Here is a 15,303-nt window from a genome sequence, read left to right as displayed (position 1 = left end):
CACTGTAGCCGATGATAGTTCGCTATGCAACCAATTTACGACATTGTTTCACGTGAAGCATTTTGAGGCTGTTCCTGGAAAAACTTGAGTAGCAAGGCATTTACCTCTCCGGCTGCTTCCAGCTGAAGCCAGTGACCCGCTTTTTCGATGCGTTGATACTCGAAGCTGTCGCCGACATATTTTTCAGAGCCGCGCATCTGCGCTTCGGTCAAGGCCACGTCGCCCGAGCTCCACACGCCCAGCACCGGCACATTGACGGTCGGCCAGGTGCTTGCGTTGAACATTTTCAGGTTGGCGCGGTAGTAGTTCAGGGCGGCGGTCAGGCGGCCGGGACGGTCGAGGTGCGTACGCCATTCTTCAAACTGGGCTGGCGTGCTGGCCAGGCCGCGCAGCGAATGCCAGTCGAACGCCTTGATCATCGATTCGGCAATGCCGCGCAGCTGGAATACCAGCACGTAATAGCCTTTGAGCAGCTGCAACGGCCCGCCCTCGGTATAGGCGGCCGGATGGCCTACCGACAGCGCCACGAAGCGTTCCACGCGCTCCGGCGCATGCATGCACACGTTCCAGCCGACCACCGAGCCCCAGTCGTGGCCGGCCAGCAGCACGCGCTCGATGCCGAGCGCATCGAGCAAACCCACCACGTCGGCGCGCAGCGCATCCATGCTGTAAGCATCTTCGTTGCCAGGTGCTTCGGTCCGGCCATAGCCGCGCAGGTCGGGCGCGATGACGCGGTAGCCGGCGGCCACCAGCGCATCGATCTGCAAGCGCCACACCGCATGCGTATCCGGAAATCCATGCAGCAAGAGCACGGGCGGCCCCTCGCCTTCGCTCACGACGTGCATCGCAATACCGTTGACGGCAAGTGTTTGTTCCATCGTTCCTCCGCAAAAAATGGGATAAAAAAAGCCGGGTCATGCGACCCGGCTTGCGCGGCAACCGTGCATTTTAAGCAATCATACGGATTTTTTACGAACGCCGGAGGCCGCCAGCGCCGCACCGATTTCGCCGACGATGCCGCGCCGGAACAGCAGCACACACAGGATGAAGATCAGCCCGGTCACCATGCCGACCGATTCGCCCAAGGTGTTGAACCATTCCACGCCGGTATGCGTCGCCAGGAAGGTGCCGATATCGCCCAGCTTGTTTTCCAGGGTGATGATGATGAAGGCGCCGATGATCGGTCCCGACAGCGTGCCCATGCCGCCCACCAGGGTCATCAGGATCACCAGGCCCGACATGGTCCAGTGCACGTCGGTCAGCGTCTCGAAGCCCAGCACCAGCGTCTTGGTGGCGCCGGCCAGCCCCGCCAGCGCCGCCGACAGCACGAAGGCGAGCAGCTTGTACTTGTCGACGTCGTAGCCCAGCGACATGGCGCGCGGCTCGTTTTCCTTGATGGCCTTGAGTACCTGGCCGAAGGGCGAATGCACGGTGCGCACGATGATGGCGAAGCCCGCCACGGCAATGGCCAGCACCACGAAGTACAGGGTCAGGTCGTTGCCGAGGTCGATCACGCCGAACAGCTTGCCACGTGGAACGCCCTGCAAGCCATCCTCGCCGTGCGTGAAGGGTGCGCGCAGTGCGGCGAAGTACACCATTTGCGCCAGCGCCAGGGTGATCATGGAAAAGTAGATGCCCTGGCGGCGAATCGCCACCATGCCCATGACCAGGCCGACCAGCGCGCTGGCCGCCACGCCCAGCACGATGCCGGCTTCGGTCGGCAAGCCGAGCACGGTCAGGGCGTGGCCGGTCACGTAGCCGGCCGCGCCGAAGAAAGCGGCATGGCCGAAGGACAGCAGGCCCGTGTAACCGATCAGCAAGTTGAAGGCGCAGGCGAACAGCCCGAAGCACAGCAACTTCATCAGGAACACGGGATAGCCGACAAAAGGCGCCGCCAGCGCAATGACCAGCGCGACGCCGTAAGCGATGTTCTTGTTCATCAATGGCTCCAGTTCTCGTTTACTTGTCTTTTACTTCTCTTTGCCGAACAAGCCGGCGGGACGGAGCAGCAGCACGATGACCATGACCACGAACACCACCACTTCCGAGCCTTCCGGATAGAAGACGCGGGTCAGGCCCTCGATCACGCCGAGGCCGAGGCCGGTGAGGATGGACCCCATGATCGAGCCCATGCCGCCGATCACCACAACGGCGAACACGACGATGATCAGGTTCGAGCCCATCAGTGGTGTGACGTTGACGATCGGCGCCGCCAGCACCCCGGCAAAGCCGGCCAGGGCGACGCCGAAGCCGTAGGTGAGCGTGACCATCAGCGGCACGTTGATGCCGAAGGCTTCGACCAGTTTCGGGTTTTCGGTCCCGGCCCGCAGGTAGGCGCCGAGCTTGGTCTTTTCGATGACGAACCAGGTTGCCAGGCAAACTGATAACGAGGCGAACACGACCCACAGACGGTAGTTGGGCAATTCCATGAAGCCGAGGTCGGTCCGGCCCTGGAGCAGTTCCGGCACGCTGACCGACTGGCCGGAGTTGCCGAAGAAAGAGCGGAACACGCCTTCGAGCAGCAAGGTGATGCCGAAGGTCAGCAGCAAGCCGTACAGATGGTCGAGCTTGTAGAGCCAGCGCAGCATCGATTTTTCGATGATGATGCCGAACACGCCGACCAGCAAGGGTGCCAGCGCCAGCATGGTCCAGTAGCTCAGGCCGAAGGTGGTGACGCCGATGTAGGCGGCAAAAGCGCCCATCATGTACAGGGCGCCGTGGGAAAAGTTGATGACATTAAGCAGGCCGAAGATGACGGCCAGGCCAAGCGAGAGCATGGCGTAGAAGGAGCCGTTGACCAGGCCGAGCAAGAGCTGGCTGACCATCGCCTGCAGGGGAACGCCGAATATTTCCATGGCATCTCAGTTCATAAAAGGGACTGGGGACGATCCGTCGTTCCCGCGCAGGCGGGAACGACGAGGCTGGTGGGAACAACGGCGCTAATGGCTTAGCGACCGAGCGAAAACCCGCTCAACTTACTTCCACAACGCGCACTTGGTCTCCGCCTTGGTCGTATACGCCTGCGCGCCAGGAATGGTCGCGACGACCTTGTAGTAATCCCACGGATACTTCGATTCCGCCTGCTTCTTCACTTCCATCAGATACATGTCGTGCACCATGCGGCCGTCCGGACGAATTTCGCCGCCCTTGGTGAACATGTCGTTGATCTTGGTCTTCTTCAACTGCGCCATGACCTTCTCGCTGTCGTCGGTCCCGAGCGCCTTGACCGTGTTCAGGTAGGTCGTCGCGGCCGAGTAATCGGCGGCCTGCAGCATGGACGGCGATTTCTTCATCTTGGCGAAATAGCGCTTCGACCAGGCCCGGCTTTCCGGGCTTTGATCCCAGTACCAGCCATCGGTCAGATACATGCCCTGGGTCATGTTCAAGCCCAGGGTGTGAATATCGTTGATGAACACCAGCAAACCGGCCAGCTTCATCGACTTGCCGACACCAAACTCGTTGGCCGCCTTGACCGCGTTGATCATGTCGCCGCCGGCATTGGCCAGACCCAGAATCTGCGCCTTCGAGCCTTGCGCCTTCAGCAGAAAGGACGAAAAATCCGAGGCCGACAGCGGATGCTTGGAGGTGCCCGCCACCGTGCCGCCAGCGGCCTTGACCACGTCGGTCGTGTCTTTTTCGAGCGATTGGCCGAAGGCGTAATCGGCGGTCAGGAAATACCAGGACTTGCCGCCCTGCTTCACAATCGCGCCGCCCGTTCCACGTGCCAGGGCCACCGTGTCGTAGGCGTAATGCACGGTGAACGGCGAGCATTCTTCATTGGTCAGGCGGGCCGTGCCGGCGCCGATCGAGATGAAGACTTTTTTCTTCTCGGCCGCAATCTTGGCCATGGCCAGGTTGGCGCCCGAATTGGTGCCGCCGATCAGCATGTCGACACCCTGCTGGTCGAACCATTCGCGCGCCTTGCTGGCGGCGATGTCGGCCTTGTTCTGGTGGTCGGCGAAAACGAATTCGATTTTCTTGCCGTTGATGTTGCCGCCCAGGTCGGCGATCGCCATCTTGACCGCTTCCGCGCCGCCGGCGCCATCGACGTCGGCATACACGCCGGACACGTCGGTCAGCATGCCGATCTTGATGGTGTCGTTCGATATCTGCGCGTGCGCCGGCAAGGCGAACCCGAGGCATGCGACGCTGGCTGCTAAAGCAATGATGTTACGTTTCATATTGTCTCCATTTAGGGTATTGGTATGGTCTTGCTTTGGGCTGTCGCTATCCTGCTATACGCCCAGCAGTTCCGTCAGAATCGGCATCTTGGCGCTCAGTTCCGACGAAGCAAAGGTTTCCACGATCTGACCGTGCTCCACCACGTAAAACCGGTCCGCCAACGGTGCGGCGAAGCGGAAATTCTGTTCCACCATGACGATGGTGTAGCCCTTGGCCTTGAGCGTGGTAATCATGCGCGCCAGACCTTGCACGATCACCGGCGCCAGGCCTTCGGAAATTTCATCGAGCAGCAAGAGGCGCGCGCCGGTGCGCAAGATGCGCGCCACCGCCAGCATCTGCTGCTCGCCGCCGGACAGGCGCGTGCCCTGGCTGTTTTTTCGTTCCAGCAAATTCGGGAACATCTCGTAGATCTCGGCCACCGACATGCCGGCATCGCCACCGGCGAGCTGCGGCGGCAGCATCAGGTTTTCTTCGGTCGAGAGCGACGAAAAGATGCCCCGCTCTTCCGGGCAATAGCCGATGCCCAGGTGGGCGATCTTGTGCGTCGGCATGCCGATCGACTCGACTCCGTTGACCTTGATCGAGCCGGTGCGCGCTCCGGTCAGGCCCATGATGGCGCGCAATGTCGTGGTGCGGCCGGCGCCGTTGCGGCCCAGCAGGGTCACGACTTCGCCCTTCTCGACCCGCAAATTGACGTTGTGGAGAATGTGCGATTCGCCGTACCAGGCTTGCAGATGCGAAATTTCGAGCGCGGCGGTCATCAATGCGCTCCTTCGAGCTCGGCGCTGGTGGTGCCCATATAGGCTTCCATCACCTGCGCATTGGTCGAGACTTCGGCGTAACTGCCCTCGGCCAGCAAGGCGCCGCGCTGCAAGACGGTAATCTTGTCGCAGATGCCGGATACCACATTCATATTGTGTTCCACCATCAGGATGGTGCGGCCGGCCGAGACTTTTTTGATCAGCTCGGTGACCCGGTGCACATCTTCGTGGCCCATGCCCTGGGTCGGCTCGTCGAGCAGCATCAGCTCGGGCTTCATGGCCAGGGTGGTGGCGATTTCGAGCGCGCGCTTGCGGCCGTAGGGCATGTCGACCGTCACGGTATCGGCGAACTCGGTCAGGTCGACCTCGGCCAGCAATTCCATGGCGCGGTCGTCCAGGCTCGAGAGCGACTTTTCGCTGCGCCAGAAATGAAAGGAGGTCCCCAGCTCGCGCTGCAGGCCGATCCGCACATTCTGCAGCACTGTCAGGTGCGGAAACACGGCCGAAATCTGGAATGAGCGGATGATGCCCATGCGGGCGATCTGCGCCGGGCGCGCATCGGTGATATCTTTTCCGTTGAACAAAATCTTGCCCGAGGTGGGCACCAGGAATTTGGTCAGCAGATTGAAACAGGTGGTCTTGCCGGCGCCGTTGGGACCGATCAGCGCGTGGATGTGTCCACGCTGGACGGCAAGGTTAACATCATTGACTGCGGTAAAGCCCTTGAACTCTTTGGTCAGGGCTCTTGTTTCCAATATGACATCTGTCATTGTGTCTCCGGTTTATTTTCATACCGCTTTGAAAACTTTTTTGTTCGACTATACACAGATTGGATTTTGCTCACAATACAGTATAACTACCATGCTGCCAGCCCTGATGCCTATCAGGCAAGCGACATGGAAGTGCAACTTTGCGGCAGTTTTGAGGTCTGGCTAAGACGCCCGCTTGGCCGCCTGCGCAATCAGCTCGGACGCCCGTTCCGCGATCATGATGGTCGGACTGTTGGTATTGCCGGAGGTGATTAACGGCATTACCGAGGCATCGACCACGCGCAGTTTTTGCACGCCGTTCACGCGCAGTTCACTATCGACCACGGCCAGCGGGTCCCCTGCCCGGCCCATCTTGCAAGTGCCGACCGGGTGGAAAATCGTGGTGCCGATCTGGCCGGCGGCGGCGGCCAGTTCTTCTTCCGTCTGGAACGACATGCCCGGTGTGAATTCCTGCGGCGCATAGCGCGCCAGGGCTGGCGCGGCCACGATCTTGCGCGTCAGGCTCAAGGCCGCCGCCGCGGTTTTGCGGTCTTGCTCCGTGCTCAGGTAATTCGGCGTGATTTTCGGCGCGGCGTAGGAATCGGCGGACGCAATGCGCACATGCCCGCGCGAGGTGGGCCGCAGGTTGCACACGCTCGCCGTGAACGCCGGAAACGGGTGCAAAGGGTCGCCGAATTTCTCCAGCGACAAAGGCTGCACGTGATACTGCAAATCCGGCGTGGCCTGGCCCGGATCGGAGCGGGCGAACGCGCCCAGTTGCGATGGCGCCATCGACATCGGCCCGCTCTGGAACATCGCGTATTCGATGCCGATTTTCATCTTGCCGAACCAGCTGGCCGCCGTGGTGTTCAAGGTGCGCGCATTGCTGACTTTGTAGATCATGCGCAGCTGCAAATGATCCTGCAAGTTACCCCCAACCCCGGGAGAGTCGACCTGCACCGTCACGCCGGCGTCGCGCAGCACCGCCGCCGGGCCGATCCCGGACAGTTGCAAAATCTGCGGTGAGCCGACCGCGCCGGCGGTCAGCACGGTCTCGAGCACGGCGGTGGCGCTAAAAGCCGTGCCGCCGCCGGAAAATTGAACGCCGCGGCAGACTTTGCCGTGTTCTGTGTTTTCGATGATCAAACGTTCCACGTGACAACCGGTCATGATGGTCAGGTTGGGACGTTTGGCGGCCGGCTTGAGGAAGGCTTTGGCGGTGTTCCAGCGAATGCCGCGCTTCTGGTTGACGTCGAAATAGTTGCAACCGTCATTGTCGCCGCCGTTGAAATCGTCAATTTTGCGGATGCCGGTCTGTTCGGCGGCATCGCGGAATGCATCGAGCAATTCCCAGGAGAGGCGCTGCTTCTCGACGCGCCACTCGCCGCCGCTGCCGTGCAGTTCGCTGGCGCCGCCGTGGTAATCCTCGCTCTTTTTGAAAAGTGGCAATACCTTGTCCCAGGCCCAGCCAGCGTCGCCGGTCAGTTCGGCCCAGCGCTCGTAATCCTGCGACTGTCCGCGCATGTAGATCATGCCATTGATCGAGGAGCTGCCACCGAGCACTTTGCCGCGCGGATAAATCAGCGAGCGGCCGTTCAGGCCGGCATCCGCTTCGGTTTTATACAGCCAGTCGGTGCGCGGATTGCCGATGCAGTGCAAATAGCCGACCGGAATGTGAATCCAGACATAGTCGTCGCGTCCGCCCGCTTCGATCAGCAGCACGTTGATGTCGCGGCGCCGGGTCAGGCGGTTGGCCAGTACGCAGCCGGCGGTGCCGCCGCCGATGATGATGTAGTCGTATTCTCCTGCCGATTCCAAATGCAGCTCCTCGTCTCTGTTCTTCTGGTTATATTTAGATAGTACGCATCTCGGCCACCAGCATTTGCATCAGTTTGGCGACCGGCATCGGCCGCGCCCGGCGGATGTCGGCGCCCGCCCAGAGCGACATCAGTTCGGTGTCGCCCCGTTCGGCAGCAGCTGCGCGGATGCCCGTGGTCAGTGCGTTTTGGACAGGATACGCTGGAACTTGCTTCTCAACACTTTCCATCTTGCGCATGAAGGTGTTTTCCAGGCCGCGCGCGTAACGGCCGCTGAAGGCGCGCGTCAGGCGGGTCGGCGTGTCGCGCGCTTCGATCAGCCGCTGTTTGTAGGCCGGATGAATGCCGGACTCGTCGGTCACGATGAAGGCGCTGCCCATTTGCACGGCCTGGGCACCCAGCGCCAGCGCTTCGGTAATGTCGACCCCGGTCATGATGCCGCCGGCGGCAATGACAGGAATCTTGACGGCTGCGGCCACCTGGGGCCAGAGTTCCTTTCCGCCCAGGGTGGCGTCCTCTTGCGGTCCAAGAAAGGTGCCGCGATGGCCGCCGGACTCGATTCCCGATGCGATCACGGCATCGGCGCCCACATTTTCCCAGGCCAGCGCTTCATCGATCGTGGTGACCGTGCCGATGACATGGATGCCGGCATCGTGCAAACGCTCGACCTGGATGGGGGTCAGGATGCCGAAAGTAAAACTGGCAGCCGCCGGACGCAGTTCGATCAAGGTCTCGAACTGGGCATCGAAGTCCTGGCACCACTGTTTCGGCACCGGCAAGTTGTCCCAGCCGAGGCTTTCCCAGACCGGGCGCAGCAGTTCAACGGCGGCACCGACCTCGTCCAGCGTCGGCGACGGTGTCTGGAGCACAAAAAAATTTATCAGGAAGGGCTGATCGGTCATCGACCTGATCCGGCCGGCCTCGTCGCGCAGCGCTGCGGGCGACAACAACGATCCGGCCATGCAACCGAGGCCGCCGGCATTCGATACAGCGGCCACCAACTCGGCCCGGCTGGCACCGCCGGCCATCGGTCCTTGCAAAATTGGAAACTTAAACAACGCGTGCAGATCCATACCACCTCCGTCAAGGTTCGAAACGACCTGTGGATAAGCCTATTGATATCCACAGGCACCGTTTGTGGATAAACGCGACTTTATTCACAGGCCAAAATTTGTCCCAGATTGGTACCAGCCGGATACAGAGCTGATCACCGACTTATACCTCTCGCAAGCTCATGATTTCTAGCGCATTTTTGCCATTATCCACAGAAAAACGCACCTGTTAACAACTACTACTAAATCTATATTTAACCTTTTTAGGTAAACCATCAAGACCTTTGAAAAACGAAGTCAACAACGCCAAAGGCCAAAAAGCCAAAAAAATTTTCTTTGCTGAACAAAAACTCAAGGTTTCCCAAAAAAAAGAATCGGCCACAAAAACGTGCGAGTCACTTTGTTGAAGACGAAAAAAATGCCGCGAACGGCTTCTCTGAAAGGCAGGACATGTGGATAAGTCGATGGATATCCACAGGATGAGATGTGCAAAACCGTCGACTTTGTACACAGGCAAATTTTTGTCCAACAGTCATCCTTTGAAAGTACAGGCGTTTTCCAGCGACTTTTTCGACGCGTAAACGCTTGATCCTGTTGATAAAAGCGGACTTATCCACACAAAAACGGCCGTTTACTATCACTACTAAATTTGTATACATACTACTTATATAAAACCCTAAACCCCGGCAAAGCAGTGCATAACCTCGAAGTCATCCACAGCAACATCCTCCAAAAGCCAAAAACCCGGAAAAACAAGCGTTTACAAGTTGATCCAGGCAAAAACCCGGAACCGCCAATGCACTGGGAAGCCCCTGGAGGCACCGCCACGGCCACGAGCGCGCCAGTGGACCGCAAGCCGGGACTGTCTGCAGAAATCGACGCTGGCGGCCTCCTGCGCGCCTTGCGAAGCTTGCAGTGCACGCAGAACGGTTTATCCTTGTGGAAAACTCCGGACTTACCCACATGCACGTTCACCAAAAAAAGGTTCTACAAAGCATGAATTCAGGAAAAAATATACGTTTAGGCATCATTAGCGCCTTGCACGAAGAACAGGAAGGGCTCGTGGAAGGCATGCAAGGCCCCGCCACGCTCATCCATGGCATGCGCACCTACGCATCAGGACAAGTCGCCGGCATCGACGCTGTGTGCGTCCTGTCGCGGATTGGCAAGGTTGCCGCCGCCATGACCGCGACAACGCTTGTGGAAAAGTACGGAGTTACCCACATCCTGTTCACCGGCGTTGCCGGCGCCGGCGATGCGGGCGTGAAGGTGGGCGACATCGTGGTGGCCGAATCGCTGGTCCAGTACGACATCGATGCCAGTCCCCTGTTTCCCCGCTTCGAGGTGCCGCTGACCGGTTTGTCGCACTTCCAGTCCGACTTGCAGATGAGCCAGCGCGCCGCCAGTGCGGCCCTCGATTTCCTGGACAGGGATTTTGAAACGGTGATCGACGAGGCGGAACGCGCCGAATTCGGCCTGGAACGGCCACGGGTGCATCGCGGGCTGATCGCCAGCGGCGATCAGTTCATCAGCAAACGCGCGCACCTGGCGCAGCTGAACGGTGCGCTGCCTGGTTTGCTGGCGGTGGAAATGGAAGGAGCGGCAGTGGCCCAGGTGTGTTTCGAGCTGGGCATTCCGTTTGCGGTGATCCGGACGATTTCGGATAACGCGAATGAAGAGGCGGCGACCGATTTCATGCGTTTCGTGAAATCAGTCGCCTCCCGTTATGCTTTTCATATCGTCACGCGTTTCTGCGCCGAGCTGAAACGCGGCCGGGTTCAAGCCAGCAGGGAATCGGCCGGCGTGTAGTCGTACCCGAGTGCCTGGGCAATGGCCGCGTAAGTGACTTTGCCGTTGCAGACATTCAGGCCGTTTTTCAGATGAACGTCGTCGCCCAGGGCTTTTTTCCAGCCCTTTTCGGCCAGCGCCACGGCGTGGCCGATGGTCGCGTTATTCAAGGCAAAGGTCGAGGTGCGCGCCACCGCGCCCGGCATGTTCGCCACGCAGTAATGCACCACGCCGTCGACGATATAGGTCGGATCGGCGTGCGTGGTCGCATGCGAGGTTTCAAAACAGCCGCCCTGGTCGATCGCCACATCGACCACCACCGCGCCCGCCTTCATTTTCGCAATCATGGCGCGCGTGACCAGCTTGGGCGCGGCGGCGCCCGGTACCAGCACGCCGCCGATGACCAGGTCGGCCGACAGCACCGCTTCTTCGATCGCATGCGCATTCGAATACTGGGTCGAAATGCGGTTGCCGAATACCAGGTCGAGCTGGCGCAAACGGTCGATGCTCTTATCGAGCACCGTCACCCGCGCCCCCGTGCCAATCGCCATTTGCAGCGCATTGGTACCGACCACGCCGGCGCCGATAATGACCACATGGCCGGCCGCAACGCCGGGCACGCCGCCGAGCAGCAATCCCATGCCGCCTTTGGATTTTTCCAGATGCGCCGCGCCGGCCTGGATCGCCATGCGCCCCGCCACTTCGCTCATGGGAGCGAGCAGCGGCAAACCGCCGCCGGCGCCGGTAATGGTTTCGTACGCGATGCATACGGCGCCCGATTTGACCAGCGCCGCCGTTTGCTCCGGATCCGGGGCCAGATGCAGATAGGTGTACAGAATCTGGCCGTCGCGCAGCATCGCGCATTCAACCGCCTGCGGCTCCTTGACTTTGACGATCATGTCGGCGCGCGCGAAAATGGTTGTCGCGTCGTCGACGATGCTCGCACCGGCGGCCACATACTGCTCGTCGGATAAGCCGATCTCGGCGCCCGCATTTTTCTGAACCAGTACCTGGTGCCCGCGCGAGCTCAATTCGCGCACGCTCGGCGGCGTCAAGCCGACCCGGTATTCGTGATTCTTGATCTCTTTTGGAACGCCTACGATCATGTCATCCTCCAAGGGGTAAATTTATTCCTGCATCATTACAGACCTAAGGTCATCAGGCTTGCGTTTCCGCCAGCCGCAGTGGTATTGACGCACAGTGCGCGCTCGGCCACCATGCGCCACAGCGCAATCGCACCTTCTTCCGAGGTATCGATCACGCCGACAATCGCTCCCTGGCGGCTTGCCAGCACGGGCCACAATTCGGCCGTCAGCGACGCTTCCACCAGGGCAATCTGGAAATGGCATTCCGCCGTATCGGCCCCTTTTACAAAGGTAATGCGGTCCGTGACTTCCGGCGGCAAGCCTTCGGGAATCACTTCTTTCGCACGCGCCAGCACAATCGCCTGGTTGCCTGTCGCCAGGCATGCTGCCAGTTGATTGAGCAACACGCCAGGCGTTGCCGCCGCACACAAAATGGCGCCGCGCGGGGCGAACGACAAGCCGTTGCGCTCGCCGGTCGGGCCGGGCAGGATCAGGCTGGTGCCGGCCAGGGTGGTGCGCATGTACTCTTCGGCCAGGCTGACAACGTGCTCGTGGCCGTGGGTTTTGGCCCAGACCAGCAAGGCGTCCAGCCCCGGCGTGCCCTGGCGATCATGTTGCAGCAGCGGCGGCGCGGCGCGCTGCAGGCGCTTGAGGTAGAGCGGACCGCCGGCTTTCGGACCGGTGCCGGACTGGCCTTCGCCGCCGAACGGCTGCACGCCGACCACGGCGCCGACGATATTGCGGTTCACGTAGATATTGCCGACATGGGCGCGCGAGGTGATGAAATCAATCGTTTCATCGATGCGCGAATGGACGCCCAGGGTCAGGCCGAAACCGGTGGCATTGATCGACTCGATCAGTTTTGGCAAATCGTCGCGGCGATAGCGGATGATGTGCAGTACCGGGCCAAATACTTCGTGCGTCAGTTCCGCCAGCGAGCCGATTTCGAGCACGGTCGGCGCGACAAAAGTGCCTTGCGACGCCACCGCCGCCGGCACTTCCAGCGCAAAGTGGTTTTTCGCGGTGGACTTCATGCGCTCGATATGTTTGAGCAGGTTTTGCTGCGCTTCCGCATCGATCACCGGGCCGATATCGGTCGCCAGGCGATCGGGTACGCCCACGCGCAATTCCTGCATTGCGCCCTTGAGCATCTTGATGGTTTTATCGGCGATTTCCTGCTGCAGGAACAGGACGCGCAAGGCGGAACAACGCTGGCCGGCGCTGTCGAACGCCGACGTCATCACATCCTGTACTACCTGTTCCGGCAAGGCCGAGGAATCGACGATCAGGGCATTCTGGCCGCCGGTTTCGGCGATCAGCGCAATATCGCACGATTCTTTTACCGAGCGCGCCGCCAGGGTGCGGTTGATCAATTGCGCGACTTCGGTGGAGCCGGTGAAAATGACGCCTTTGACGCGCGCATCGGCGGTCAGACCGGCGCCAACGACTTCGCCGCGGCCGGGCAGGAATTGCAGGGCCGCGGCCGGAATGCCCGCTTCATGGAACAACTGCACCGCGCGATACGCGATCAGCGGCGTTTGTTCCGCCGGTTTTGCCAGCACCACGTTGCCGGCGGCAAGCGCCGCCGCCACCTGGCCGGTAAAGATCGCAAGCGGGAAATTCCACGGGCTGATACAGGTGACCGGACCGAGTGCCAGCACATGCTGGGTGCCATGCACCTGGGCCGCGTAATAGCGCAGGAAATCGATCGCTTCGCGGATTTCGGCGATCGCGTTCGGCAGCGATTTGCCGGCTTCGCGAATGGCCAGCGCCATCAGTTCCGCATAGTTTTCTTCAAACAGATCGGCCACGCGCGCGAGCATCGCGGCACGCGCCGTCGGTCCGGTGGTTTGCCAGTCCATGGCGTAATTGCTGGCGCTGTGCAGCGCCGTTTCCACATCGGCCGCGCTGGCGTCGCTGACTTTGCCGACGACATCAAGGTGCAGCGCCGGATTGCGGATCGACGCCGGTGTGCCCGCCACCACGGGGCCGTCGATCAATGGCGCGGCGTGGTAATTGCGCGGCTGCGCCAATGCGGTGCCGATAGCGCGCAGCACGTCCTCATTGGACAGATCGAGGCCGGCCGAATTCTTGCGTTCCGCATTGAACAAGGCAAGCGGCAAAGCGATGCCCGGATGGGGCGCGCCGCCCTGCGCGCGCGATGCCTCGAACGGGTCGGCGATGAGCGATTCGATTTTCACTTTTTCGTCGACGATCTGATTGACGAAGGACGAATTGGCGCCGTTTTCCAGCAGGCGGCGCACCAGGTAGGCCAGCAGCGTTTCGTGCGAACCGACCGGCGCGTAAATGCGGCACGGCTTGTCCAGATTGTCCTTGCCGACGACCTGGTCGTACAAGGTTTCGCCCATGCCGTGCAGGCACTGGAATTCATAATCCTTGATGCCGTCCTGCTGTGCCCAGGTATAGATCACCGACAGGCTGTGCGCATTATGGGTGGCGAATTGCGGATACAGCAGACTGCTTGCTTTCAACAGTTTTTTGGCACAGGTCAGGTAGGACACGTCGGTATATACCTTGCGCGTATAGACCGGATAACCGGGCATGCCGTCGACTTGCGCACGCTTGATTTCGGCATCCCAATACGCGCCCTTGACCAGGCGCACCATGAATTTGCGGCCGCTGCGCTGCGCCAGGTCGATCAGGTAATCGATCACGAACGGGCAGCGCTTCTGGTAGGCCTGCACCACGAAACCGATGCCCTCGAAGCCGGCCAGGTCGGGGTCGAACGCCATCGCTTCCATCATGTCGAGCGAGATTTCCAGGCGGTCGGCTTCTTCCGCATCGATATTGATGCCGATGTTGTATTGCTTGGCCAGCAATACCAGGCTTTTCACGCGCGGCAGCAATTCGCTCATCATGCGCGCATGCTGGGCCCGGCTGTAACGCGGATGCAGGGCCGACAGCTTGACCGAAATGCCCGGCCCATCCTTGATGCCGCGTCCGGCAGATGCTTTGCCGATCGCATGGATCGCCGTTTCGTACGAGGCGTAATAGTTCTTCGCATCGGCTTCGGTCAGGGCCGCTTCGCCCAGCATGTCGTAGGAATAGCGGTAGCCGCGCTGTTCATTGTCGCGGCTGTTCTTGATCGCTTCGCCGATGGTCTGGCCGGTCACGAACTGGTTGCCCAGCATGCGCATCGCCAGGTCCACGCCCTTGCGGATCAGCGGCTCGCCGCCCTTGCCGATCAGTTTCGTCAGCGCCGAGCCGAGCCCGGTTTCGCTGCTGGTGCCGACCAGCTTGCCGGTAATCAACAAACCCCAGGTCGCGGCGTTCACGAACAGCGAGGGCGATTCGCCCAGGTGCTTGCGCCAGTCGCCCTTGCTGATCTTGTCGGCGATCAGGCGGTCGGCGGTCTGGCTGTCGGGAATGCGCAGCAGCGCTTCGGCCAAACACATCAGTGCGACACCTTCTTCGGAAGACAGCGAGAATTCATGCATCAGCGCATCCACGCCGGACGAGCGCGTGCGTTTTTCGCGTACCGCCGAGACCAGCTTGTGCGCCAGCGCGTGCGCATCCGGATGGGCTACGTTGCCCTGCCCCAGCAGCCAGGCGACGGCCTCGGCTTCATCACGCCGGTAAGCGGCGGTGATGGCGGCGCGCAAGGGCGTCTGCTCCGGCTTGATTTCAGCCTGGAGCGCAGAGAAGGGAACGAAGGGGATGGCCGAAGCAGCGGCAGTTTGCATTGAGGACTCTTTACTTGGATTAAACGAATCGGAATGACGATTCCGCGCACGTCAACATTGCTTTCCGTTAAGGAAACGATGTTGCGGCGTACGCGAAAAGATGATTCGATTGTAGAGTGAATTCTTCTGGATTAATTCTGGTATTACAGAAGACTAGCAATAGAT

General features: G+C 60.5%; 11 protein-coding genes. 1 reads left to right on the top strand and 10 read right to left on the bottom strand.

Annotated features, from left to right (window positions below; translation table 11 throughout):
* Positions 1-35 precede the first annotated feature (35 nt).
* The 8 genes from F2P45_RS26730 to F2P45_RS26695 form a co-directional block, all read right to left on the bottom strand.
* A complete protein-coding gene (locus F2P45_RS26730) occupies positions 36-878 on the bottom strand; it encodes an alpha/beta fold hydrolase (protein ID WP_166881256.1) in 843 nt (280 codons plus the stop codon).
* Positions 879-956: 78 nt separating this feature from the next.
* A complete protein-coding gene (locus F2P45_RS26725; RefSeq protein WP_166881255.1) occupies positions 957-1,940 on the bottom strand; it encodes a branched-chain amino acid ABC transporter permease in 984 nt (327 codons plus the stop codon).
* 30 nt (positions 1,941-1,970) lie between these two features.
* Positions 1,971-2,855: a branched-chain amino acid ABC transporter permease gene (locus tag F2P45_RS26720; RefSeq protein WP_166881254.1), complete on the bottom strand. Its 885-nt coding sequence runs from the start codon at positions 2,853-2,855 to the stop codon at positions 1,971-1,973.
* A 120-nt stretch (positions 2,856-2,975) separates the two neighbouring features.
* Complete coding sequence (locus F2P45_RS26715) at positions 2,976-4,181, bottom strand: ABC transporter substrate-binding protein (RefSeq protein ID WP_166881253.1); 1,206 nt, start codon at positions 4,179-4,181, stop codon at positions 2,976-2,978.
* Positions 4,182-4,235: 54 nt separating this feature from the next.
* Positions 4,236-4,943, bottom strand: a complete 708-nt coding sequence (locus F2P45_RS26710) for an ABC transporter ATP-binding protein (RefSeq protein WP_166881252.1) — start codon at positions 4,941-4,943, stop codon at positions 4,236-4,238.
* Positions 4,943-5,713 carry an ABC transporter ATP-binding protein gene (locus F2P45_RS26705; RefSeq protein ID WP_166881251.1) on the bottom strand — a complete coding sequence of 257 codons (771 nt, stop codon included), beginning with the start codon at positions 5,711-5,713 and terminating at the stop codon, positions 4,943-4,945. The genes F2P45_RS26710 and F2P45_RS26705 overlap by 1 nt, the downstream gene beginning before the upstream one ends.
* Before the next feature lie 162 nt (positions 5,714-5,875).
* Positions 5,876-7,510 (bottom strand): GMC family oxidoreductase, encoded by a 1,635-nt coding sequence (locus tag F2P45_RS26700; protein ID WP_166881250.1) that lies wholly within the window; start codon positions 7,508-7,510, stop codon positions 5,876-5,878.
* 34 nt (positions 7,511-7,544) lie between these two features.
* Positions 7,545-8,582 carry an NAD(P)H-dependent flavin oxidoreductase gene (locus F2P45_RS26695; RefSeq protein ID WP_166881249.1) on the bottom strand — a complete coding sequence of 346 codons (1,038 nt, stop codon included), beginning with the start codon at positions 8,580-8,582 and terminating at the stop codon, positions 7,545-7,547.
* Positions 8,583-9,524: 942 nt separating this feature from the next.
* Here F2P45_RS26695 and F2P45_RS26685 point away from each other — a divergent pair.
* Complete coding sequence (locus F2P45_RS26685) at positions 9,525-10,370, top strand: 5'-methylthioadenosine/adenosylhomocysteine nucleosidase (protein ID WP_229505320.1); 846 nt, start codon at positions 9,525-9,527, stop codon at positions 10,368-10,370.
* Here the strand turns inward: F2P45_RS26685 and ald are convergent.
* Positions 10,340-11,455 carry an alanine dehydrogenase gene (gene ald, locus F2P45_RS26680; protein WP_166881247.1) on the bottom strand — a complete coding sequence of 372 codons (1,116 nt, stop codon included), beginning with the start codon at positions 11,453-11,455 and terminating at the stop codon, positions 10,340-10,342. The two genes, F2P45_RS26685 and ald, sit on opposite strands and share 31 nt — an antisense overlap.
* 35 nt (positions 11,456-11,490) lie before the next feature.
* Positions 11,491-15,138 carry a trifunctional transcriptional regulator/proline dehydrogenase/L-glutamate gamma-semialdehyde dehydrogenase gene (putA, locus tag F2P45_RS26675; RefSeq protein WP_166881246.1) on the bottom strand — a complete coding sequence of 1,216 codons (3,648 nt, stop codon included), beginning with the start codon at positions 15,136-15,138 and terminating at the stop codon, positions 11,491-11,493.
* Positions 15,139-15,303: the final 165 nt, after the last annotated feature.

Source organism: Massilia mucilaginosa, assembly GCF_011682145.1.
In the GTDB taxonomy this organism is placed as follows: domain Bacteria; phylum Pseudomonadota; class Gammaproteobacteria; order Burkholderiales; family Burkholderiaceae_D; genus Telluria_A; species Telluria_A mucilaginosa.
Note: the sequence above shows the minus strand (reverse complement) of the source record. Positions and strands in the feature narration are given on the sequence as shown.